The organism is Streptomyces sp. NPDC094034 (assembly GCF_040303865.1).
Taxonomy (GTDB): Bacteria; Actinomycetota; Actinomycetes; order Streptomycetales; family Streptomycetaceae; genus Streptomyces.
This window is the reverse complement of sequence record NZ_JBEOUD010000014.1, coordinates 113,484-135,450: the sequence shown is the minus strand read 5'-3', so window position 1 is coordinate 135,450 and position 21,967 is coordinate 113,484. Positions and strand designations below refer to the sequence as shown.

Annotated in this window: 25 protein-coding genes and 3 tRNA genes; 22 read left to right on the top strand and 6 right to left on the bottom strand. The window is 69.8% G+C overall.

Annotated elements, in window-relative coordinates:
* Window positions 1–28: 28 nt before the first annotated feature.
* The 13 genes from ABTZ59_RS15710 (at window position 29) to ABTZ59_RS15650 (ending at window position 11,731) form a co-directional block, all read left to right on the top strand.
* Window positions 29–421, top strand: coding sequence for an NADH-quinone oxidoreductase subunit A (locus ABTZ59_RS15710; RefSeq protein ID WP_351396602.1), 393 nt, complete (start codon window positions 29–31; stop codon window positions 419–421).
* A complete protein-coding gene (locus ABTZ59_RS15705; protein ID WP_351396600.1) occupies window positions 412–1,122 on the top strand; it encodes an NADH-quinone oxidoreductase subunit B in 711 nt (236 codons plus the stop codon). Before ABTZ59_RS15710 ends, ABTZ59_RS15705 begins: the two co-directional genes overlap by 10 nt.
* Window positions 1,119–2,099, top strand: a complete 981-nt coding sequence (locus ABTZ59_RS15700) for an NADH-quinone oxidoreductase subunit C (protein ID WP_351396597.1) — start codon at window positions 1,119–1,121, stop codon at window positions 2,097–2,099. Before ABTZ59_RS15705 ends, ABTZ59_RS15700 begins: the two co-directional genes overlap by 4 nt.
* Window positions 2,096–3,064, top strand: a complete 969-nt coding sequence (locus tag ABTZ59_RS15695; RefSeq protein ID WP_249948367.1) for a complex I subunit 1/NuoH family protein — start codon at window positions 2,096–2,098, stop codon at window positions 3,062–3,064. Before ABTZ59_RS15700 ends, ABTZ59_RS15695 begins: the two co-directional genes overlap by 4 nt.
* Window positions 3,064–3,624 (top strand): NuoI/complex I 23 kDa subunit family protein, encoded by a 561-nt coding sequence (locus tag ABTZ59_RS15690; RefSeq protein WP_351396594.1) that lies wholly within the window; start codon window positions 3,064–3,066, stop codon window positions 3,622–3,624. The genes ABTZ59_RS15695 and ABTZ59_RS15690 overlap by 1 nt, the downstream gene beginning before the upstream one ends.
* Window positions 3,621–4,217 (top strand): NADH-quinone oxidoreductase subunit J family protein, encoded by a 597-nt coding sequence (locus ABTZ59_RS15685; protein WP_351396590.1) that lies wholly within the window; start codon window positions 3,621–3,623, stop codon window positions 4,215–4,217. Before ABTZ59_RS15690 ends, ABTZ59_RS15685 begins: the two co-directional genes overlap by 4 nt.
* A complete protein-coding gene (nuoK, locus tag ABTZ59_RS15680; RefSeq protein ID WP_249948364.1) occupies window positions 4,217–4,606 on the top strand; it encodes an NADH-quinone oxidoreductase subunit NuoK in 390 nt (129 codons plus the stop codon). Before ABTZ59_RS15685 ends, nuoK begins: the two co-directional genes overlap by 1 nt.
* Entirely contained in the window at window positions 4,603–6,612 is a 2,010-nt protein-coding gene (locus ABTZ59_RS15675) for an NADH-quinone oxidoreductase subunit 5 family protein (protein ID WP_351396587.1), read from the top strand. The genes nuoK and ABTZ59_RS15675 overlap by 4 nt, the downstream gene beginning before the upstream one ends.
* A gap of 27 nt (window positions 6,613–6,639) precedes the next feature.
* Window positions 6,640–8,295 (top strand): complex I subunit 4 family protein, encoded by a 1,656-nt coding sequence (locus ABTZ59_RS15670; protein WP_351396723.1) that lies wholly within the window; start codon window positions 6,640–6,642, stop codon window positions 8,293–8,295.
* Window positions 8,292–9,872 (top strand): NADH-quinone oxidoreductase subunit N, encoded by a 1,581-nt coding sequence (locus tag ABTZ59_RS15665; protein WP_351396585.1) that lies wholly within the window; start codon window positions 8,292–8,294, stop codon window positions 9,870–9,872. The genes ABTZ59_RS15670 and ABTZ59_RS15665 overlap by 4 nt, the downstream gene beginning before the upstream one ends.
* Window positions 9,873–10,095: 223 nt before the next feature.
* Window positions 10,096–10,959: a zinc metalloprotease HtpX gene (htpX, locus tag ABTZ59_RS15660; protein ID WP_030351401.1), complete on the top strand. Its 864-nt coding sequence runs from the start codon at window positions 10,096–10,098 to the stop codon at window positions 10,957–10,959.
* Entirely contained in the window at window positions 10,956–11,348 is a 393-nt protein-coding gene (locus tag ABTZ59_RS15655) for a YccF domain-containing protein (RefSeq protein ID WP_249948361.1), read from the top strand. The genes htpX and ABTZ59_RS15655 overlap by 4 nt, the downstream gene beginning before the upstream one ends.
* A 113-nt stretch (window positions 11,349–11,461) precedes the next feature.
* Window positions 11,462–11,731: a GlsB/YeaQ/YmgE family stress response membrane protein gene (locus tag ABTZ59_RS15650; RefSeq protein ID WP_249948360.1), complete on the top strand. Its 270-nt coding sequence runs from the start codon at window positions 11,462–11,464 to the stop codon at window positions 11,729–11,731.
* A gap of 107 nt (window positions 11,732–11,838) precedes the next feature.
* On the opposite strand, the gene ABTZ59_RS15645 is transcribed toward ABTZ59_RS15650, so the two are convergent.
* The 3 genes from ABTZ59_RS15645 to ABTZ59_RS15635 form a co-directional block, all read right to left on the bottom strand.
* The gene (locus ABTZ59_RS15645; protein WP_351396580.1) at window positions 11,839–12,498 is read right to left on the bottom strand and encodes an alpha-ketoglutarate-dependent dioxygenase AlkB family protein; all 660 of its coding nucleotides are present in this window, start codon (window positions 12,496–12,498) and stop codon (window positions 11,839–11,841) included.
* Complete coding sequence (locus ABTZ59_RS15640) at window positions 12,495–13,004, bottom strand: methylated-DNA--[protein]-cysteine S-methyltransferase (RefSeq protein ID WP_351396577.1); 510 nt, start codon at window positions 13,002–13,004, stop codon at window positions 12,495–12,497. The genes ABTZ59_RS15645 and ABTZ59_RS15640 overlap by 4 nt, the downstream gene beginning before the upstream one ends.
* A 199-nt stretch (window positions 13,005–13,203) precedes the next feature.
* Complete coding sequence (locus ABTZ59_RS15635; protein WP_249948357.1) at window positions 13,204–13,692, bottom strand: YajQ family cyclic di-GMP-binding protein; 489 nt, start codon at window positions 13,690–13,692, stop codon at window positions 13,204–13,206.
* A 218-nt stretch (window positions 13,693–13,910) separates the two neighbouring features.
* On the opposite strand from ABTZ59_RS15635, the gene ABTZ59_RS15630 reads away from it, so the two are divergent.
* Window positions 13,911–13,992, top strand: a tRNA-Tyr gene (locus tag ABTZ59_RS15630).
* 200 nt (window positions 13,993–14,192) lie between these two features.
* On the opposite strand, the gene ABTZ59_RS15625 is transcribed toward ABTZ59_RS15630, so the two are convergent.
* From ABTZ59_RS15625 to ABTZ59_RS15615, 3 genes are all read right to left on the bottom strand, one after another.
* Window positions 14,193–14,699, bottom strand: coding sequence for a GyrI-like domain-containing protein (locus ABTZ59_RS15625; RefSeq protein WP_351396574.1), 507 nt, complete (start codon window positions 14,697–14,699; stop codon window positions 14,193–14,195).
* Window positions 14,700–14,860: 161 nt separating this feature from the next.
* Window positions 14,861–15,520 (bottom strand): SDR family oxidoreductase, encoded by a 660-nt coding sequence (locus ABTZ59_RS15620; RefSeq protein ID WP_351396571.1) that lies wholly within the window; start codon window positions 15,518–15,520, stop codon window positions 14,861–14,863.
* Window positions 15,521–15,570: 50 nt separating this feature from the next.
* Window positions 15,571–16,923, bottom strand: coding sequence for an amidohydrolase family protein (locus tag ABTZ59_RS15615; RefSeq protein ID WP_351396568.1), 1,353 nt, complete (start codon window positions 16,921–16,923; stop codon window positions 15,571–15,573).
* Window positions 16,924–17,142: 219 nt separating this feature from the next.
* On the opposite strand from ABTZ59_RS15615, the gene ABTZ59_RS15610 reads away from it, so the two are divergent.
* The 8 genes from ABTZ59_RS15610 to ABTZ59_RS15575 all read left to right on the top strand — a co-directional run bounded on the left by ABTZ59_RS15610 (window position 17,143) and on the right by ABTZ59_RS15575 (window position 21,959).
* A tRNA-Thr gene (locus ABTZ59_RS15610) sits at window positions 17,143–17,215 on the top strand.
* A 47-nt stretch (window positions 17,216–17,262) separates the two neighbouring features.
* A tRNA-Met gene (locus ABTZ59_RS15605) sits at window positions 17,263–17,335 on the top strand.
* 92 nt (window positions 17,336–17,427) lie between these two features.
* Window positions 17,428–17,592 carry a 50S ribosomal protein L33 gene (gene rpmG, locus ABTZ59_RS15600; protein ID WP_003956487.1) on the top strand — a complete coding sequence of 55 codons (165 nt, stop codon included), beginning with the start codon at window positions 17,428–17,430 and terminating at the stop codon, window positions 17,590–17,592.
* Between the two features lie 137 nt (window positions 17,593–17,729).
* Window positions 17,730–18,182, top strand: coding sequence for an FAS1-like dehydratase domain-containing protein (locus ABTZ59_RS15595; RefSeq protein WP_249948353.1), 453 nt, complete (start codon window positions 17,730–17,732; stop codon window positions 18,180–18,182).
* A gap of 5 nt (window positions 18,183–18,187) precedes the next feature.
* On the top strand, window positions 18,188–18,616 hold the full coding sequence (locus ABTZ59_RS15590) for a MaoC family dehydratase (protein WP_249948352.1): 429 nt from the start codon (window positions 18,188–18,190) through the stop codon (window positions 18,614–18,616).
* Window positions 18,617–18,751: 135 nt separating this feature from the next.
* Window positions 18,752–19,303, top strand: a complete 552-nt coding sequence (locus tag ABTZ59_RS15585; RefSeq protein WP_351396563.1) for a TetR/AcrR family transcriptional regulator — start codon at window positions 18,752–18,754, stop codon at window positions 19,301–19,303.
* A gap of 112 nt (window positions 19,304–19,415) precedes the next feature.
* Window positions 19,416–20,849: an MFS transporter gene (locus ABTZ59_RS15580; protein WP_351396560.1), complete on the top strand. Its 1,434-nt coding sequence runs from the start codon at window positions 19,416–19,418 to the stop codon at window positions 20,847–20,849.
* Between the two features lie 54 nt (window positions 20,850–20,903).
* Window positions 20,904–21,959: a UDP-N-acetylmuramate dehydrogenase gene (locus ABTZ59_RS15575; protein ID WP_351396556.1), complete on the top strand. Its 1,056-nt coding sequence runs from the start codon at window positions 20,904–20,906 to the stop codon at window positions 21,957–21,959.
* The last annotated feature ends 8 nt before the right edge of the window (window positions 21,960–21,967 follow it).

The following is a 21,967-nucleotide window of genomic DNA, read 5'->3' as shown; positions in this document are numbered from 1 at the left end:
CTACGAGGTCAGGGAGCGAGGGGCGGACGTGTCGCAACCGACCGTTCTCGCGTCGGACTACTTCCAGAGCTATTCGGTGGTCGGACTGCTCGCGGTCGTCGGCGTGCTGTTCGTCGCCGTCGCCTTCGGGGCGGGCCGGCTGCTGCGGCCGGTGGTGCCGACGCCGGAGAAACTGCTCACCTATGAATGTGGAGTGGACCCCGTGGGCGAGGGCTGGGCACACACCCAGGTCCGCTACTACGTGTACGCGTTCCTCTACGTGATCTTCGCGGTCGACTCGATCTTTCTCTTCCCCTGGGCGACCGTCTTCGCGGCCCCCGGATACGGCGCCACGACGCTGGTCGAGATGTTCGTCTTCCTCGGCTTCCTGGCCGTGGGACTGCTCTACGCATGGAAGAAGGGCGTCCTGGAATGGACGTGACCCCCACTCCCGCTCCTGAATTCCTCCCGACCGTGTCCGCCGACGGTCCCGCCGCAACCGGAACCGGGATCGGGATCGGGATAGAAAACGGAACCGCAGACGCGAGCGGAACCGGAGAGGCGAGCGGAAGCGGAAAACGGCTCGGTGTGCTCTCCCGGCTGGCCCCGCAGCCCATGAAAGTGATCCTCAACTGGGGCCGCCGCTACAGCCTCTGGGTCTTCAACTTCGGACTCGCCTGCTGCGCCATCGAGTTCATCGCCGCCTCCATGTCCCGGCACGACTTCATCCGGCTCGGAGTGATCCCCTTCGCCCCGGGACCGCGCCAGGCCGACCTGATGGTCGTCTCCGGCACCGTCACGGACAAGATGGCACCCGCCGTGAAGCGGCTGTACGAGCAGATGCCCGAGCCCAAGTACGTGATCTCCTTCGGCGCCTGCTCCAACTGCGGTGGCCCGTACTGGGACTCCTACTCCGTGACGAAGGGCGTCGACCAGATCATCCCGGTCGACGTCTACGTGCCGGGCTGCCCGCCCCGCCCCGAGGCGCTGCTCCAGGGCATCCTGAAGCTCCAGGAGAAGATCGCCCGGGAATCGCTCGGCGAGCGCTACGCCTCGGCCGGCCGGCCCTCGGCCGCCGCACTGCGCAGCGGACTGGTCACGCCGCCACCGCCGCCGCCGACGCCGGGGGAGAGCGCCTCGTGAACGCATACGACCGGCTGCCGGACGCCGCCGCCGAGATCTTCGGCGAGGGGGCCACGGCCGAGCGGACATATGACCTGCTGACGGTCGATGTCCCCGCCGAGTCCTGGATCCCCGCTCTCGAAACCGCCCGCGACCAGCTGGGCTGCACCTACTTCGACTGGCTGAGCGCGGTCGACGAGCCGGGCACAGGCTTCCGCGTCTGCGCCCATGTCGTCGCCCTGGAGGGCGGTACGGTCCGCCGACTGCTGGTCCGTACGACCGTCCCGCACGACGCGGCCGTCCTGCCCACGGCCATCGGCGTCTACGCGGGCGCGGGCTGGCACGAGCGCGAGACGCACGAGATGTTCGGCGTCTCCTTCTCCGGCCATCCCCATCTCGTTCCCCTGCTTCTCCCCGAGGAGTTCGAGGGGTACCCGCTGCGCAAGGACTTCGTCCTGGCGGCCCGGGTCGTCAAGGCATGGCCGGGTGCGAAGGAGCCGGGGGAGTCCGAGCACGGCGGCCCCAAGCGGCGCCAGATGCTTCCGCCCGGTGTGCCCGACCCGAACGAGTGGGGCCCCCTCAAGGGCCAGCTCCCCCCGGCCCCGACCCGACCCGCCCGCGGGGCACGCGCCGCGGGCGCCGGTGGCGCGGGTGCCGGTGCCGCGGCGGGCGACCGCCCGGTGCGCCGCGCGCGCAGCGTCACGCAGGGCTCGGCGAGCCAGCAGCCGCAGGGCACGACCCCGGACGCGCCGTGGCGCAAACCCCCTCCGGCCGAGAGCCCGGAGAGCGAAAGCCCGAAGCCAGAAGCCCCCAAGCCAGAAGCCCCCAAGCCGGAAGCCCCCAGGCCGGAAGACCAAAACAACCCGGAAAGCCTCAAGTCCCAGGGCCCCGAGCCGGAAAACCCCGAGACCGAGGGCCCCAAGCCCCAAGCTCCCGAGCCCGAGAGCACCCAGAGCGAGGGCCCCGAGAGCGACCGCCGCCCCGAAGGAGACGCGTGAACGACGTACTCGACGTCGCCCTCCGGCTCATCGTCGTCTTCGCCGTGTTCCTGGTCGTTCCCCTCGTCGTCGGTCAGACCGAGCACAAGGTGATGGCCCATATGCAAGGCCGTCTCGGCCCCATGCACGCGGGCGGCTTCCACGGCTGGGCCCAGCTCGTCGCGGACGGGGTGAAGTTCGCGCAGAAGGAGGATGTGGTCCCGGCCAACGCCGACCGCCGTATCTTCCAGCTCGCCCCGGCCGTCGCCCTTCTTCCGTATCTCCTCGTGCTGGTCGCGATCCCCATCGGTCCGAGCGAGGGCGCGGTCGGCCAGGTCGTCGACGCCGGAATCTTCTTCGTGCTCGCCGTGATGGGCGTCGGGGTGCTCGGCTCGCTCATGGCGGGCTGGGCCTCGGCCAACAAGTTCTCCCTTCTCGGCGGTCTGCGCACCGCCGCGCAACTGCTCGCCTACGAGCTGCCGATGCTGCTCGCCGCCGCCTCCGTCGCGATGGCGGCCGGCACCGTCTCCCTCCCCGGCATCCTCAACGCCTTCGAGTGGTGGTGGCTGCCCTGGCAGATCGTCGGCGCCCTGGTCTTCTTCGTCGCCGGTCTCGCGGAACTCCAGCGCCCGCCCTTCGACATGCCGGTCGCCGACTCCGAGATCATCTTCGGCGCCTACACCGAATACACGGGCCTGCGCTTCGCGCTCTTCCTGCTCGCCGAGTACGCGGGCATCGTCGTCCTGTGCGGACTGACCACGGTGCTTTTCCTCGGCGGCTGGCACGGCCCGCTCGGGGACGACGGACTCGGCTGGGTCTGGACGCTCCTGAAGACGGCCGTGCTCGCGTTCGTCATCATCTGGCTGCGGGTGAGCTATCCGCGGCTGCGTGAGGACCAGTTGCAGAAGCTCGCCTGGACCGTTCTCATCCCGCTCGCTCTCGCGCAGATCGCGCTCACCGGCATCGTGAAGGTGGCGATCAACTAGTGGCCCCCTCGTTTCCCGGCTCCGGTCTGGCCAAGGGCCTGGCCGTCACCCTGCGGACGATGACCAGGAAGACCGTCACCCATCAGTACCCCGAAGCACAGCCCGAACTCCCGCCCCGCACCCGTGGCGTGATCGGACTGTTCGAGGAGAACTGCACGGTCTGCATGCTCTGCGCCCGTGAGTGCCCCGACTGGTGCATCTATATCGACTCCCACAAGGAGACGGTCCCGGCCGCCGTCCCCGGAGGGCGCGAACGCAGCCGTAATGTCCTCGACCGGTTCGCCATCGACTTCGCACTCTGCATGTACTGCGGTATCTGCATCGAGGTCTGTCCATTCGACGCTCTCTTCTGGTCGCCGGAGTTCGAGTACTCGGAGACGGACATCCGCGAACTCACCCACGAGCGGGACAAGCTCCGCGAGTGGATGTGGACGGTGCCAGCGCCGCCTGCTCTCGACCCCGCGGCCGAGGAGCCGAAGGAGCTCGGCGCCGCCCGCAAGACCGTCGAGAAACTCGCGACGGCGGCGCAACGGGAGCGGGAACAGGAGGCGGGCGAGTGACCCCCGCAGCGCACGGCTTTCTGTCGCCGAGCGGTGTCGAGATCGCCTTCCTCCTCGTCGGTCTGGTCACCTTCGGCGCGGCCCTCGTCACCGTCACGACCAAACAGCTGGTCCACGCGGCTCTCTGGCTGGTCGTCACCCTCGGCGGCCTTGCCGTCGAATATCTGCTGCTCACGGCGGAGTTCATCGCCTGGGTGCAGGTCCTGATCTATCTCGGTTCCGTGGTGGTCCTCCTTCTCTTCGGACTGATGCTCACCAAGGCGCCCATCGGCCGCTCCCCGGACGCCGATTCGGGCAACCGTCCCGTCGCCCTCGCGGTGGCCGTCGTCGCGGCCGTGTCCCTGGTCTGGGTGGTCGTCGACGCGTTCCGTACGACCTGGATCGACCTGGACGGGCCGGCCCAGGGCTCCACGGAGGTGACCGGCCACTTCCTGTTCCGCAACTGGGTGCTGCCCTTCGAGGCGCTCTCCGTGCTCCTGCTGGCCGCACTCGTCGGCGCGATCGTCCTCTCCCGTAAGCGCGCGACCGCCGCCCGGAACAGCCGTGGCGCCGACGACACCGATAACGGCCGTAGCGGCAAGGAGAAGCGCTGATGCATCTCGCCTATCCCGCCGTGCTCGCGGCCCTGCTGTTCTGCACCGGGCTGTACGGAGTGCTCGCGCGGCGCAACGCGATCCTCGTCCTGATGTCCGTCGAGCTGATGCTCAACGCCGTCAACCTCAATCTGGTCGCCTTCGACGTCTGGCTCCGCGACACCCTGCACGCCGGCCAGGCGCTCACCCTCTTCGTCATCGCCATCGCCGCCGCGGAGATCGGCATCGGCCTGGCGATCGTCCTGATGGTCTACCGAAACCGCGGCACCTCGGACATCGACAGGCTCCGCGACACCGCGGAAGGCCCCGGGGGCCCCGAGGCCCCGGAGGGCACCGGACCGGAAGCGACCGACGCCGCCCCGGCGCAGAAGGCTGAGGCCACCGCGTGACCACCACGACCCTCGCCGTTCTCGTCCCCCTCCTGCCCTTCCTGGGCGCCGTCGCCGGGCTGTCGCTCGGCCGCGTCTCACCCGGGTTCGTACGACCGCTGGCCATCCTGCCGACCCTGGCCGCGGCGGGGTTCGCCATCGCCGTGGCCGTACGCCAGGGCGGCGGCGACGGCAACGGGACGCCGCCGCTGGACGCCGCGACCCAGCTCACCCCCACCGGCTCGGTCCCCATCGACCTCGCCCTGCACATCGACGGCTTCGCGGCTCTGGTCGCCGTCCTCGTCGGCGTCGTCGCGTCCTGCGTGCAGATCTACTCGACGGGCTATCTGCGCGGCGACGCGCGCTACCCCTCGTACGCGGCTCTGGTCTCGCTCTTCACCTCCGCGATGCTCCTCGTCGTCTACTCGGGCGATCTGATGGTGCTGCTGGTCGGCTGGGAGATCATGGGCATCTGCTCGTACTTCCTCGTCGGCCACTACTGGGAGACGCCCGAGGCGCGCGCGGCCTCCCTCAAGGCCTTCCTGGTCACCAAGCTCGGTGATGTCCCCTTCCTGATCGGGCTGTTCGCGCTCGCCTCCGATGCCGGGACGTTCCGTATCACGGGCGTGCTGAAGACCGTCGCCGACGGTGGCCTCGACCACCCCACCCTGATCGCGCTGCTGCTGCTCGCGGGTGTGGCCGGCAAGTCCGCGCAGTTCCCGCTGCACACCTGGCTGCCCGACGCGATGGCGGGCCCCACACCCGTCTCCGCGCTGATCCACGCGGCGACGATGGTCGCCGCCGGTATCTACTTCGTGGCCCGGCTCCTTCCTGTCTTCGCCGCTTCCGCGGCCGCTCTGATGGTGCTCGCCGTGATGGCCGCGATCACGATGGTCGGCTCGGCGCTCGCCGCCCTCGCGCAGGACGACATCAAACGCGTCCTCGCCTACTCGACCATCGGCCAACTCGGCTATATGTCGGGCGCCCTGGCCGTGGGCGACCGTGGCGCCGCCGTCTTCCATCTGATCGCGCACGGCGCGTTCAAGGCGCTCCTCTTCCTCGGTGCGGGCGTGATCATCCATGCCGCCGGCACCAACTCTCTGGCCGCCATGTCCCGGATGCGGGGCCTCTCCCAGCGCATCCCGGACGCCTACTGGACGGTGACCGTCGCCCTGCTCGCGCTCGCCGCGATCCCTCCCTTCGCCGGTTTCTTCTCCAAGGAATCCGTCCTCGTCGCCGCCGAGCACACGGCTTTCGGTGAATCCGGCGCCGCCGCCCCCGGAGCGGCCGGCTGGACCGTACTGCTCGCCGGACTGCTCACCGCCCTCCTCACCGCCGCCTACGCGGCCCGCCTCTGGCTGCTGACCTTCCGCGGCCGGGGCTCCGAGGTCCCCGACTACGGCAAGCAGCCCGTCTCCATGAACGCCGTCCTGTGGGTGCTGGCCATTCCCACCATCGCCCTCGGCCTGGCCGTCGGTCTCCTCCCCGGCTGGTTCGACGGCAAGAGCCTCGCCCCGAACCTCACCACCTCCGTCCTGGGCACGGGCGTCGCGCTCGTCGGCGGTCTGGTCACCTACGGCTGCTGGCGACACACCTCGGCGCTGGCGGCCCGCACCCCGATCGGGGCCGTCGTCCCCCACCCCGACACGGAGCCCGCCCTCGCGGAGAGGGAAGCCATCGAGATCCACACCCGGGTGTACGGCTCCATCGCGGGCGCCCCCGACCCCGCGGACCCCGCCCGCCTCCTGCTGGGGCCGCTCCACCGCCACGCGGCGGCCGGCTTCCATCTCGACGCCGTCTACCACCGGCTGTTCGTACGCCCCGTCCTGGCGGCCGCCCAGCTGGTCCGCTTCCTCGACCGCGAGGTCGTCGACACATACGTACGCGGCGCGGGCACCGGCACCGGCTGGCTCGGCGCCGCCGTACGCCGTGCCCAGACCGGAAACGTGCAGACCTACCTCGGTGCCCTGCTGGCCGGCTCCGTCGTCCTGGCGATCGCCGCCGTACTCGTCGCCGCCGGAGCGTGAGCCGTGATCGATATCAGTGAATCCGTGATGCAGTTCCTTCTCGCGTTGATCGTCGTCGGGCCGCTCATCGGGGCCGTCGCGGCGCTCCTCCCGGCCCCGCCCGGACTGCGGGGCAAGAGCCCCGACCAGGCCGTGCTGCGCCACGGCGTGACCGTGACCGGCGCGATCCTCGTCGCCGTGATCGTCCTGGCCCTCGGCTTCGACCATGACCAGCCGTCAAAGACGCAGGCCACGACGGACATCAGCTGGATCGCGGCGCTGGACGTCCGGATCCACCTCGGCATCGACGGCATTTCCCTCCCCCTTCTGGTCCTGACCGCGCTGCTGACCTTCCTCTGCGCGCTCTACAGCTACTACCAGCCGCCCAAGGGCCCCTCGCCCAAGGGATTCGTCGCCCTGCTGCTCGTGCTGGAGTCCGGCACGCTCGCGACCTTCGCCGTTCTCGACCTTGTGCTCTTCTTCCTGGCCTTCGAGATGGTGCTGATCCCGATGTACTTCCTCATCGCCCGCTGGGGCGGCTCGGAAGGCGTCACCGGCGGCAGGCAGGCCGCCGCCTGGAAGTTCATCCTCTACACGCTGCTCGGCTCCGTGGTCATGCTGCTCGGCCTGCTGCTGATCGGGCTCAACGCGGGCACATTCGACATGGTGGCACTCGCCACTGACAACGGCCGTGGGCTCAGCACATCCGTGCAGCTCATCGCCGTTCTGGCGATCGGTATCGGCCTCGCGGTCAAGACCCCGATGTGGCCGCTGCACAGCTGGCTGCCCGACGCCCACACCGCCGCCCCGACCGTCGGTTCGGTGCTCCTCGCCGGCGTACTGCTCAAGATGGGTACGTACGGCTTCGTCCGGATCATTCTGCCCATCGCCCCCGACGGCATGCGGACCTTCGCGCCGTATCTCGCGGCCTTCGCGGTCGTCGGCATCATCTACGGCTCCCTGGCCTGTCTCGCGCTGGCCAAACAGGGCGCCGGGGGCGACCTCAAACGGCTGATCGCGTACTCCTCCGTCGGCCACATGGGCTTCGTCCTGCTCGGCATCGCGACCATGACCCCCACCGGCGTCAACGGCGCGCTGTTCGCCAACATCGCCCACGGCCTCATCACCGGCCTGCTGTTCTTCCTGGTCGGAGCGGTCAAGGAGCGGTACGGCAGCGCCGACCTCGACACCCTCGCCGGAGCCACCGGCGCGGCGCTCTACGGTCGCGCCCCGCGCCTCGGCGGGCTGCTCGCCTTCGCGGCCGTCGCCTCCCTCGGCCTGCCCGGCCTCGCCGGATTCTGGGGCGAGATGCTCGCGATGTTCGGGGCCTTCAACCCGGCGGAAGGGCTGAGCCGCCCCGCCTTCCTCACCTTCATGGTGATCGCGGGCTTCGGCACGCTGCTCACCGCCGCGTATCTGCTGATCGTCGTGCGCCGCGTCTGCATGGGCGCGCACCCCCAGGCAGGCCCGCAGGAAGGCTCGCAGGAAGCCCCGCAGGAAGGCCCGCGGGGAGGACCGGCGGAAGCCCTGCCGGAAGGACCGGCGGCGGCGTCGGCGGCGCGCTTCACCGACGTGCGGACCTACGAGTTCGCCGCCTGGACCCCGCTCGTCGCCCTCACCGTCATCGCCGGACTCTGGCCCGCCGTTCTGCTCGGCCTCACCGACCCCGTCGTGCAGAAGCTCCTCGCAGGAGGCAAGTCGTGACCGTGGCCGCCGAGAGCGCCGTCGGCGCCGCCAGCCTCGTCCAGTCGATCGACTGGCTCGCGATCGCGCCCCCCACCATCACAGCGGTCGTCGCCCTGATCGTGCTGGTCGCCGATCTCTTCGTACCGGAGCATCGCAAGCCGCTCCTCGGCGGTATAGCGATCGCCGGTCTGCTCGCCGCGCTCCTCAGCCTGCTCCCGCTGCGCGCGGGCGACCGCTCGACGTTCTGCCTCACCAACGACGCCGGCGTCTGCGGCTACACCGCCGACCACTTCGCGCTCGTCATCCAGCTACTGGTCCTCGGCGGGGCACTGCTCACCGCGCTGATCTCGCTCCACGACAGCGGAAAACTCCCCGTGGGGGAGTACTGGTTCCTGCTGCTCGCCTCGGCGGCCGGCGCCGCCCTGCTGCCCGCCTCGCGTGATCTCGCCACTCTCGTCGTCGCCCTCGAAGTGGCGTCGTTGCCCGCCTTCGCGCTCGTCGGACTGCGGCGCGGCGACCGGCTCTCCTCCGAGGCCGCGCTGAAGTTCTTCCTCTCGTCGGTGACCGCGACCGCCGTGATGCTGCTGGGCGTCAGCTTCGTGTACGCCGCGACCGGCACCCTCCACCTCACCCGGATCGCCGCGGAGCTGGGGCACGTCCCCGGTCAGCTGGACACCCTCGCCAAGGCGGGCGTGGCCCTGACGCTCGTCGGTTTCGCCTTCAAGACGGCCGCCGCCCCGTTCCACTTCTGGGTGCCCGACACCTATGTGGGCGCGCCCCTGCCCATCGCCGCGTACCTCTCCGTCGTCGGGAAGGCGGTCGGCTTCTCCGGCCTCATTCTGGTGACCGTCATCGCGTTCCCCTCGTACCGCGAGGTCTGGGGCCCGGTACTCGCGGTCCTCGCCGCGCTCACCATGACCCTCGGCAATGCCGCGGCACTGCGCCAGTCGGCCACCCGCGCGCGGAGCGCGGTACGGCTGCTGGCCTGGTCGTCCGTGGCCCAGGCGGGCTATCTCCTGGTGCCGATCGCCGCCGCGGCGTACGCGGGCGGCGACCGGATCGGATCGACCGTCGCGTACGCCCTGATGTACGCCGTCGTGAACCTGGGCGCTTTCGCGGTCGTCGTGCTGGTGGCCCGTACGAAGCCGCTGAACCGCCTCTCCGACTACCAGGGTCTCTACGCGCGGCGGCCCCTCGTCGCCCTCGCCATGGGCTTCTTCCTGCTCTGCCTGGCCGGACTGCCGCCGGGCATCATCGGCCTGTTCGCCAAGGTCACGGTCTTCTCGGCGGCCGTCGACGCGGGCCTCGGCTGGCTGGCCGTTGTCATGGCCGCCAATGTGGTGATCGGGCTGTACTACTACCTCCGGTGGACGGCGCTCCTCTTCCGCGCGCCGGAGGCAAAGGCCGAGCCAGAGGCCGGGAGCGCGGCTTCGGGTTCCGGAGGCGGGGCTTCGGAATCCGGAGGCGACGAGGTGGCCATCGGCCGGCCCCCCACGGCCGTTACCGTCGCCATCGCGCTCACGGCCGCAGCCGGTGTCGCCCTCTCCGTGGCGCCCCAGCTCGTACTGCGCTTCGCCGGTACCGGCCTCTTCTAGCATCCGTGTAGCCAAGAGCCCGTACGCGAGCCCGTACCGGCCCCGCACACCGCCGGCCCGCGCTACCACCACCATCGCGCCACCCGGACGGCGTACGCCCCTGTCCGGCGGCACAAGGGAACCCGCGCCGCCCGCCTGGCGTTGACCAGTACGGAAGGGTCCACTGAAGAGTGGAGCAGCACCAGCAAAGGGTTCCCCTGCCGCACCACTTGGAGGGCGTACCGTGCACCGCCGGCACAACGGGCTCAGGACCGCCGTACTCCTCGGGGGACTGTCCGCACTCATCATCGCGATCGGCAGTTTCTTCGGCAGTACGGGCCTGATCGTCGCGCTTGTCGTGGCGATCGGCACGAACGCGTACGCCTACTGGAACAGCGACAAGCTGTCCCTTCGCGCCATGCGCGCGCGTCCCGTCAGCGAATTCGAGGCGCCGCAGCTCTACCGCATCGTCCGTGAGCTCTCGACCGCCGCCCGCCAGCCCATGCCACGGCTCTACATCTCGCCCACACAGGCCCCCAACGCGTTCGCCACTGGCCGCAACCCGCGCAATGCCGCCGTCTGCTGTACGGAAGGCATCCTCCAGATCCTGGACGAGCGGGAGCTGCGCGGAGTCCTCGGCCATGAGCTGAGCCATGTCTACAACCGGGACATCCTGATCTCCTCCGTCGCCGGAGCCCTCGCCTCCGTGGTGATGTTCCTGGTGAACTTCGCCTGGCTGATCCCCTTCGGCCGGTCCGACGACGATGACGGCCCCGGTATCTTCGGCATGCTGCTGATCATGATTCTGGGCCCCCTCGCGGCCTCGGTCATCCAGCTCGCGGTGAGCCGCTCGCGGGAGTACGAAGCCGATGCCTCGGGCGCCCAGATCACCGGCGACCCCCTCGCTCTGGCGAGTGCGCTGCGTAAACTGGACGCGGGGACGAAACAGCTCCCGTTGCCTCCCGAGCCGCGTATCGAGACCGCGAGCCACATGATGATCGCGAACCCCTTCCGCCCCGGGGACGGAGTCTCGAAGCTGTTCTCCACGCACCCGCCGATGGCGGAGCGCATCGCCCGACTGGAACAGATGGCAGGTCGCCGCCCATGAAAACAATCCTGAACGTCATATGGCTCGTTCTGTGCGGCTTCTGGATGTGCCTCGGCTATCTGCTGGCAGGCGCGCTGCTCTGTATCACGATCATCGGCATCCCTTTCGGGGTGGCCGCGTTCCGTATCGGGTTCTACGCCCTGTGGCCCTTCGGCTATATGGCGGTCGACCGCCGCGACGCGGGGGCGCCCTCGTGCGTCGGCAATGTGCTGTGGCTGGTTCTCGCGGGCTGGTGGCTCACCCTCGGCCACATCCTCACGGGTATCGCCCTGTGCGTCACGATCATCGGGATCCCGCTGGGCCTGGCCAACTTCAAGCTGATTCCCATCTCGCTGGCGCCACTCGGCAAGGAGATCGTCCCCACCGACCAGCCGTTCGCGGCCCGCTGACCGTTCCCTTCGCATGGGCCGTGAACGTCCGACAGTCACGCCTCCAGGTGCAACCGCCACCCGCCCGTACGGCGTCCTCCAGGACAAGACCGTACGAAAGGCAGGTTCATGGCATGGGTGTCATCAGCTGGATCGTTCTAGGACTTCTCGCCGGAGCCGCCGCCAAGATTCTACTCCCCGGCCGGGACCCGGGCGGACTGATCGGTACGACCCTCATCGGTATCGCGGGAGCCTTCATAGGCGGCTGGATCTCGGCCCGTTGGCTCGATCACCCCATCAGTAACGAGTTCTACGACGGGGCGACCTGGATATCGGCGATCGGCGGCGCTCTTGTGCTGCTCGTTCTCTACCGGCTGATTTTCGGCCACTCCCGCGCCCGCTGAGCCGCCGCCGTGCTGAGCCGCCGCTCCGCTGAGCCGTGGCCCCGCTGACCCCACGACCGCCGACCCTGGGCACGCAAGCCGGCTTCGCAAGGCCGACTAAAGGCCGACTACACGAGACCGGTCTCGCGCAGGGTGATGTTCAACCGCCCGCTGCCCAGGCCCGTGGCCGGGTCCGCCGTATCCGGATAGACCTTGGGCACCCCGTGGTACGCGTACCGCGAAGGTCCCCCGAAGACGAAGAGGTCCCCGGAGGACAGTTCGACATCCGTGTACGGCCGCCCCCGGCCCTCCGTATTGCCGAAGCGGAAAACACAGCGGTCGCCGATGCTCAGCGACACCACCGGCGCCGCCGACTTCTCGTCCTTGTCCTGGTGCATCCCCATCTTCGCGCCGCCCTCGTAGAAGTTGATCAGCGCCGTGTCCGGGGTGTACGCCGCACCGGCCGCCGGATCGCCGTACGCCTCGACCACCGCCTCGCGCCCCAACGCGACAAGCCAGTCCGGGAACTCCGCGACCCGCGCGCCATTCACATCGCAGGCCGTACGGGTATACGCGTACGGCTGCCAGTGCCAGCCCACGCAGACTGTCTGTACGGACATCACACCGCCGCTCGGCAGCACCGTGTGCCGGATCGGAACCGGCCCCCGCGCCCAGCCCCGGCAGGCGTCCACCAGCTCCCGCTGCCCCTCCTCGGACAGCCAGGAGGGAACGTGCACGGCGCCGGGCGCGACGACGGCTCGCGGCCTCGGGAACAGTTCCCCGCTCATCGCACCAGCGCGCCCTCCAGGCCGAGGAGCCGCTCCTTACGGTCCATACCGCCCGCGTACCCGCGCAGCGCCCCGTCCGCGCCGATCACCCGATGACACGGCCGTACGACAAGCAGCGGATTCCGTCCGATCGCGGTCCCCACGGCCCGCACCCCGGCTCCGGCGGCGCCGACCTGCCCGGCGATCTGCCCGTACGTCACGGTCTCGCCGTACGGAATCGCGTCCACCGCCTGCCAGACCCGCCGCTGGAAGTCCGTACCGCTGTCCGCGTACTCGATCAGGAACCGCGTCAGCGTCCCCTCGAAGTACGCCCTGAGCTGCCCGGCGATCTCCTCGAACGCCTCCGGCGCGCGGACCCATCCGTCCTGGACGACGGCCGCGCCCTTCTGCCCCGGCACGGAGAGCGAGGCGAGCGCGACGCCGCCCTTCGCGGTGGCGGACTTCTCGCCCACGAGCAGCAGTTCGCCCAGCGGGCTGTCGATCGTCGTGTACATGGTCCCGGTCATCGCTCGTTCCTCTCCTCGCGGAGTGTTCGGCTGTCCACGAGCCGCGTTCCGTGGTCGCGTTCAGCCGCTCCGAGTAACGAGTCTCCGCCGTCCGATCCGCGGAAGCTGGCGGGATTCGGACATCACGCCCGACCGGTGACGGCCGGGGCGGACACGGAACTCTCGCCCCGTGCCGCCCAGCTCACCGGTCGGTCCCGCGTCACCGGTAGTTCACGAACTGGAGCGCGAAGTCGAAGTCCTGCCCCTTCAGCAGGGAGATCACGGTCTGTAGATCGTCACGGCTCTTCGAGCTGACCCGCAGCTCGTCGCCCTGCACCTGCGCCTTGACGCCCTTGGGACCCTCATCGCGGATGATCTTCGCGACCTTCTTGGCGTTGTCCTGGGAGATGCCTTCCTCGATCGAAGCGAAGATCTTGTACTCCTTGCCGGACAGCTGGGGCTCGCCCGCGTCCAGCGCCTTGAGCGAGATCCCGCGCTTGATCAGCTTGGACTGGAAGACGTCGAGGATCGCGTTGACCCGCTCCTCCGAGTTCGCCTGCATGAGGATCTTCTCGCCGGACCAGCCGATCGAGGCGCCGACGTTCTTGAAGTCGTAACGCTGCGCGATCTCCTTCGAGGCCTGGTTGAGAGCGTTGTCGATCTCCTGCCGCTCGACCTTCGAGACGATGTCGAAACTGGAGTCGGCCATGTCCTGTGGCTCCTTGTATCGGTGCTTTTCGGGTGCTCATCGCATGCTCGCTGCGCGACCGGACAGCGCCGGCCGCTGCCGTAAAGCCTAGTCACCCACGCCCGCCCGAAGTGCTGATCAAACCGGTGGCAGAGCACCCCCGGGCATCGGGTATCGTTTACGTCGTTGCCACGGAGCACCGCCCAAAGCGGCCTCTCCACCCGGCAGCGACATCCCATGGCGGTGTGCCCGAGTGGCCAATGGGAGCGGACTGTAAATCCGTCGGCTTAGCCTACCCAGGTTCGAATCCTGGCGCCGCCACGCGATAGAGACGGCCCCTGCTTCACGGAGACGTGGATCAGGGGCCTTTCTCGTGTCCTCAGGGCCTTTCTCGTGTCCTCGGAGCCCTCCTCGTGTCCGGGGATCCCTCTCCCGGGGGCATTCTCATGTCCGGTCGACCGGAGCCGGCGCTCCCGCCGACCGGAGCCGGCGCTCCCGCCGGCCGGCCGGACAACGTCCCGCTACCTGCCCGGGGCCAGATCCGCGAGGCGGAACGCCAGCTCCGTCTCCCAGTTGGCCGGGTCCGGTTCCACCCGTGGGTCGGTCTTGTACGTCTCCAGTCGGGAGCCCCAGTGCTCCACCCCGTCGACCACGGTCATGTCCCACTCCAGCCCCTCGTGCTCCGCCCACTCCCGCAGCCCTCTGGCCACCTCCAACAGGCCGTCGGGATGGCCGAGGTGAGTGACCGTCGCGTAATGGCCGGCGGGCAGTGTCCCGACGCGGATCTCACCCTCCGGCTCCGGCGCCGACACCAGCGGGACGCCGGCCTCCACCTCCGACTCGGCGTCCATGTCGATGGTGCGGTAGCGGAAGAACGGCGCCCCCGCCAGTTCGAGTCCCTGGTCGAGCACCCAGCCGATGAGCCCGGGCAGCCGGTCGGCGAGCGTCGGGAATTCGTCCATCCGGACAGATTTTCCGATGGCCACGTACGGCTGCTCGCCCCGGCGGACGATCTTCGGCAGGCTCACGGACCCGCTCCGGTCCTTTTCCGCTCCCACGACTCCACCAACACCCCTCTGCACGTCCTTACGCACACCGTCGTCGCTCATGTCCCCGGTCATGTCCTCGCTCATGTCCTTGCACTCATGTCCTCATTCATGAGTGCAAGGACCGTCGCCGGGCCCGGAACTCATCGTCCGCCCGCCGCGACCTCCGTCGCCTCCGCCACCGGGACCGTCCCGCCGATCAGACCCAGGGTCAGACCCGCGGTCCCCGGGGTCTCCACCAGCTCGGCCAGCACCGCCGCCACGTCGTCACGCGGGACCGACCCCCGTACCGTCGACTCCGTGAGCCGCACGAGCCCCGTCCCCGGGTCGTTCGTCAGCGTCCCCGGCCGCAGGATCGTCCAGTCGAGCCCGGACCGGGACCGTACGTACGCGTCCGCCGCGCCCTTGGCCCGCAGATACGCGTCGAAGACCTCGTCGCCCGGATGGTCAGGGTCCGCGCCCACGGACGAGACGACGAGGTGACGGCGTACGCCCGCGCGCTCAGCGGCATCCGCGAAGAGGACCGCCGCGCCCTTGTCCACCGTCTCCTTGCGGGCCGCTCCGCTCCCGCCGCCCGCGCCCGCGGCGAAGACCGCGGCGTCCGCGCCCTTCAGTACTTCGGCCACCTCCTCGATCGAGGCCGACTCCAGGTCCAGTACGACCGGTTCGGCACCGGCTTCGCGCAGATCCTCCGCCTGCCCTCGGGCGCGGATGATGCCCGCGACCTCGTGTCCGCGCGCGGCGAGCAGTCGCTCCAGCCGCAGCGCGATCTGACCATGTCCTCCGGCGATCACGATTCGCATGCCTATGACCGTACGTCCGTGGACCGTTCGCCGCTGATCCGGCATCCCGCTCAGGGGCCGGGGTTACCCAGGACGGACCGTCCCTGCCGGGGCAGTTCGAGCGCGACCGCCGCCGCCGAGTCGCAGTACTCCCGTACAGCGCTCGTCCGCGCCACCACCCGTCCGCGGTGGATGACGATCCTGCTGTACGCGAGGGACAGCGCGCCCTCGATCCGCTCCCCTCGCACGGCCAGCAACTCCGCGGGAAAGCCCGCCTCGATCCGTACCTCGGGCAGCCCCATCGCCGCCCGCGCCACCCCGCTCACCGCGTCGTACGCGTCCGCCGCCCGCATTCCGCCCTGCGAAGCCAGCAGATACGCCGCCTCCAGCGGATCGCCGCGCCCCACCGGATTCGATACGTCCCGCAGCGCCCCACTGCCCGCCGCGATCCGCACACCGGCCGCCCGCAGCAGCCGTACGGGGGCGACGCCGCGCTCGGCGCCCGGCAGCCCGTACCCCCAGGAGTCCGCGCCGGGCGGCTCCGTACCGCGCCGGTCCCGCGCGCCGCCGCGCCGGTCCGCGCCCACCCGTTCCATGTCCGCGCCTTCCACGCCCCCGCAGCCGCCCTGCGGCAGACAGACCACCGTCACGCCGGCCGCCGCCAGCTGGTCCGCCGCCAGGGCCGCCGTCTCGGCCGGCAGCCTGGCCAGCCCCGCGCACGGCCCGAGCGCCACCCCGGGCCGCAGGCCGCCCGCCATCGCGGCGAGCTGCGCGAGCCGGACCGGATCGTTACCGTCCGTATGCAGATCGACGGGACAGCCGTGCTCGGCCGCGATCCCCAGCACCGCTTCCGCGTACCCGGCCGGATCCGGGTCCAGGTCGGGGCAGCCGCCCACCACACCCGCGCCCATCTTCACCGCGTCCCGCAGCATGGCGAGCCCGTCGGCGCCCGCGAGGCCGGTCAGCAGCCGCGGTACGGCGACGGCGGTCAGATCGGCGAGACCGCGCAGCGAACGCCGGGCCTGGAGCACCGCCTCCATCCGGCCCAGCTCCTGCGCGCCCCCGATCCGTACGTGCGAGCGCAGTGCGGTCGCGCCGTGCCCGAGTTGCAGCAGGGTGGCTTCGGTGGCGCGGCGCTGCACGTCCTCGGGGGAGCAGGAGCCCGGTCCGTCGGGGGTGAGCGCGGTGAGGGCGGTGTCACTGTGGGCGTGCGGCTCGGCGGGAGCGGGGAGCAGCAGATAGCCGGCCAGATCCACCCGCGTGCCGTGCGCGGCGAGACTGCCCGCCGTGCCCACGGCCTCGATCCGGCCCGAGCTGAGCCGTACGTCCACGGTGCGGCCGTCGGTGAGACGGGCGCCGTACAGGACGAGCGCGGTGGTGTCGGGCAGGGCTCCGTCGGACGGCTGCGGCTGGCTGTCGGGCATCGCGCTCCTGGTGAGGGCTTTCCGGTCGGGCTCCGGCGTGCGGGATCACGCAGCGTGAGTCGAGCCTAGGGGCGCCTCAGTCGGCCTTCGAGGAAGGGCGCGACAGTCGTACCGACGAGCCCACCAGTGGCGTACGGGACACCATGGGACGCGTGGGGCGTGGGGCGGGAAAACGGATTTGGGCGATCGGCAACCGACCGTGTAATGTCTTCATCGCTCGCCCCAATAGCTCAGTCGGTAGAGCGTCTCCATGGTAAGGAGAAGGTCTACGGTTCGATTCCGTATTGGGGCTCAGATGTTCGGTGATCCTCGCCTTCGGGCGAGGAGATCCAACATCGAAGCGGTGTAGCTCAGTCGGTAGAGCAAGCGGCTCATAATCGCTGTGTCACCGGTTCAAGTCCGGTCACCGCTACACAAAGTAGCCGATTGTGGGGTCGGTCCTTCGATCGGCTACTCTTTTCTGCGTTCATCTGTTCATCCGTTGTCCGTCCAAGGAGCACTCACGTGGCTGCCACCGACGTCCGCCCGAAGATCACGCTGGCCTGCGTGGAGTGCAAGGAGCGGAACTACATCACCAAGAAGAACCGGCGTAACAACCCGGACCGTCTTGAGATGAAGAAGCACTGCCCGCGCTGCAACTCGCACACCGCGCACCGCGAAACGCGCTGAATCAGGCTCGTCTACGAGGCCGTCCCCGGTTGGGGACGGCCTCGTGTCGTTTCTCTTGTCTACATCAGGCTTGTCTGCGTCAGGTCTTCAGGTCTGCGTCAGGCTTGTGGTCATCTACATCAGGAGGGAGCGAGTCAGTGGCGCTCGATCAGTCCTTCGTGGGGCGGAGCTATCCGCCCACCGCGCCGTACGAGGTCGGCCGGGAGAAGATCCGCGAGTTCGCCGAGGCGGTGGGCGATCCCAACCCGGCGTACACCGATCTGGAGGCCGCCAAGGCCCTCGGGCACTGCGATGTGATCGCTCCGCCGACCTTCGTGTTCGCGATCACCTTCAAGGCCGCGGGTGAGGTCATCGCCGATCCGCAGCTGGGTCTGGACTACAGCCGTGTCGTGCACGGCGACCAGAAGTTCGCGTACACACGTCCCGTGCGGGCGGGCGACCGGCTGAGCGTCACCTCGACCATCGAGGCGATCAAGTCTCTGGCGGGGAACGACATCATCGATGTACGTGGTGAAGTGCGCGACGAGGCCGGCGAGCATGTCGTGACCGCGTGGACCAAGCTGGTGGCGCGCGCCGCCGAGGGGGCGTGAGGCCGATGACCGCGAAGATCGGTTACGACGAGGTCGAGATCGGTACGGAGCTGCCGTCCCGCGGCTTCCCCCTCACCCGCGCGACGCTGGTGCGGTACGCGGGTGCCTCCGGGGACTTCAACCCGATCCACTGGAACGAGAAGTTCGCCAAGGAGGTCGGCCTCCCTGACGTCATCGCGCACGGCATGTTCACCATGGCCGAGGCGATCCAGGTGGTGACCGACTGGGTGGGTGACCCGGGCGCGGTCGTCGAGTACGGCGTGCGCTTCACGAAGCCGGTCGTGGTGCCCAATGACGACCAGGGCGCGCTGATCGAGGTCAGTGCGAAGGTCGCGGCCAAGCTGGACGACAACAAGGTCCGGGTGGATCTGACGGCGATGAGCGCGGGGCAGAAGGTGCTGGGGATGTCCCGCGCCGTCGTCCGGCTCGCCTGAGCGAGCGATCGACGAGAGCCTGAGGGTTCGACGAGAACCTGAGGGATCGACGAGTAAGGGGTGCCCGCCATGGACGGGCGCCCCTTACGCTTGACATGGGTAGTGAGTGACCAATAACTTTCTCATGTGGTCAGGATGAGCAAAGAAGAGCGGCGCGAGAGCGTGGTCCGCGCGGCGGTGTCGGAGTTCGCGCGGGGTGGCTATCACGGCACCTCCACGGAGGCGATCGCCCAACGGGTCGGTGTCTCGCAGCCGTATCTCTTCCGCCTCTTCCCGAACAAGCAGGCCATATTCCTCGCCGCCGCGGAACGCTGTCTGCTGGACACCATGCGCGTCTTCACGAAGGCGTCCGAAGGGCTGGAGGGTGAAGAGGCCCTGGAGGCCATGGGCGCCGCCTATCAGCAGCTGATCGCCGACGATCCGGAGAAGCTGCTGATGCAGATGCAGATGTATGTCGCGGTGGCGACCGCCGAGGCCGCGGGCGACCACGAGTTCGGCGACGCGGTACGGGCCGGCTGGCAGGAGCTCTGGGAGACGGTCCATCTGGCGCTCGGGGCGGACGTGGCCGGGACCACGACGTTTCTGGCGTACGGAATGCTGATCAACACCCTTGTCTCGCTGGGCTTCCCGTCCGGCCATCGCGTCTGGTCCGGCTTCGTCGAGTCGAAGCGACCGTCCGAGGGCTGAGGCCGACGGGGGAGCGTGGCGCCTCGGTGAGGCGGCGTCCTCGTATCGCCTCGAAGGCTGTCCAGCGAAGTTAGTCATCCATAACTAATAAGTGCCCATCAGGGGGAGAAGAATGAGTCAGCCAACGGCCGGCGGGTCCCGAGCCATCTGGACCCTGGTCATCACCGGTGTCGCCAGCTTCATGGCGGCCCTGGACAACCTCGTCGTCACCACCGCACTGCCCTCCATCCGCGCAGATCTCGGCGGCGCGCTGGAGGACCTGGAATGGACCGTCAACGCCTACACGCTCACCTTCGCGGTGCTCCTCATGTTCGGAGCGGCCCTGGGAGACCGGTACGGCCGTCGCCGGCTCTTCCTGGCCGGCCTCGCGATCTTCACCGGCGCCTCGGCCGCCGCCGCGCTCTCGCCCGGCATCGACGCGCTCATCGCCGCACGCGCCGTCCAGGGCGTCGGTGCGGCGATCATGATGCCGCTCACGCTCACCCTGCTCACCGCCGCCGTTCCCGCCGAACGGCGAGGAGCCGCCCTCGGCATCTTCGGCGCGGTCACCGGTCTCGCCGTCGCCAGCGGTCCGCTCGTCGGCGGCAGCCTCACCGAACACCTCTCCTGGCAGTGGATCTTCTGGCTGAACGTACCGATCGGCCTCGCTCTGCTGCCCCTCGCCCGGCTGCGCCTCCAGGAGTCGCACGCGCCGAACGCCCGCCTCGACATCCCCGGCACCCTCCTCGTCAGTACCGGCCTCTTCGGCATCGTCCACGCCCTGGTCACGGCCAACGCCGACGGCTGGACCAGCTTCCCCGTCCTGCTGGGCCTGACAGCCGGCGGCGCGCTGCTCATCGCCTTCGTTCTGCACGGACTGCGCGCCCCGGGCGCGATGCTGCCCATGCGGCTGTTCAAGAACCGCGGCTTCGCCGGCGTCAACGGCGCCAGCCTCCTGATGTTCCTCGGCATGTTCGGCTCGATCTTCCTGCTCAGCCAGTTCCTCCAGGGGGTTCTCGGCTACTCGCCCACCCAGGCGGGGCTGAGGATGCTCCCGTGGACCGCGATGCCGCTGCTCGTCGCGCCGATCGCCGGGGTGCTCACCGACCGCATCGGCGGCCGGCCCGTCGTGGTCGTGGGCCTCGCGCTCCAAGCGCTCGGGCTGGGGCTGTTCGCGCTGGTCCTCGCGCCGGACATGTCGTACGCGGCGCAGCTGCCCGCGCTGATCATCAGCGGCGTCGGTATGGGGCTGTACTTCGCGCCCGCCGCCAGTCTGGTCATGTCCACCGTCCGCCCGGCGGAACAGGGCATCGCCTCCGGTACGAACAACGCCCTGCGCGAGGTCGGCGGAGCGCTCGGTGTGGCCGTCCTCGGAGCGGTCTTCGCCGCGCAGGGCGGCTACCGTACGCCCGACACCTTCACGGACGGCACCGTGCCGGCCCTCTGGATCGGCGCGGGGCTGGTGGCTCTCGGCGCGCTGACGGCCCTGCTCATACCCGGGCGCGGCGCCCAGCGGGCCGACATGACCAAGGGGAAGGCGGCGGAGCGCGAGCCCGTGTCCGTCTGATGCCGGGCCACTGAAATCGCGGGCCGCGATTTCAGTGGCCCGTACTCTTGTCCCGTGCAGGAACTCCACGACGCCCCCCTCGCCCCACTGACCACCTTCCGCCTCGGCGGCCCGGCGACCCGCCTGGTCACGGCGGTCACCGACGACGAAGTGACCGCCACCGTGCGCGAGGCGGACGCCGCCGGTACACCGCTGCTGATCGTCGGCGGCGGCAGCAATCTGATCATCGGGGACAACGGCTTCGACGGCACCGCCCTGCGCATCGCGACCAAGGGCTTCTCGCTCGACGGCACCACGCTGGAACTGGCCGCCGGGGAGATCTGGACCGACGCCGTCGCCCGTACCGTCGAAGCGGGCCTGGCCGGCATCGAATGCCTCGCGGGGATCCCCGGCTCGGCCGGTGCCACGCCGATCCAGAACGTCGGCGCGTACGGCCAGGAGGTGTCGAGCACCCTCACCGAGGTCGTCGCCTACGACCGCTCCACCGGGCGGACGGTCACCCTCACCAACGCCGACTGCGGCTTCTCGTACCGCCACAGCCGGTTCAAGCGGCACCCCGAGCGCTGGGTCGTCCTGCGGGTCCGCTTCGCCCTGGAGGACGCGCGGGGGCTCTCCACCCCGCTCAAGTACGCCGAGACGGCGCGCGTCCTCGGTGTCGAACCCGGCGACCGCGTTCCGGTGGAGACCGCGCGGGACACCGTCCTCAAGCTGCGCGCGGGCAAGGGCATGGTGCTCGACCCCGAGGACCACGACACGTGGTCGGCCGGCTCCTTCTTCACCAACCCGATCCTGACCGACCGCCAGTACGCGGAGTTCGTCGCGCGCGTACGGGCCCGCCTCGGCGACGGGGTGACGCCGCCCGGATTCCCGGACGGGCAGGGGTGTACGAAGACCTCCGCGGCCTGGCTGATCGACCGGGCCGGTTTCACCAAGGGGTACGGCACGGGTCCGGCCCGGATCTCCACCAAGCACACCCTCGCCCTCACCAACCGGGGCGCGGCGACCACCGAGGATCTGCTCGTACTCGCCCGCGAGGTGGTGGCGGGGGTCCAGGAGGCGTTCGGGATCACGCTGGTCAACGAGCCGGTGACGGTCGGCGTCAGTCTCTAGGGCCCGTC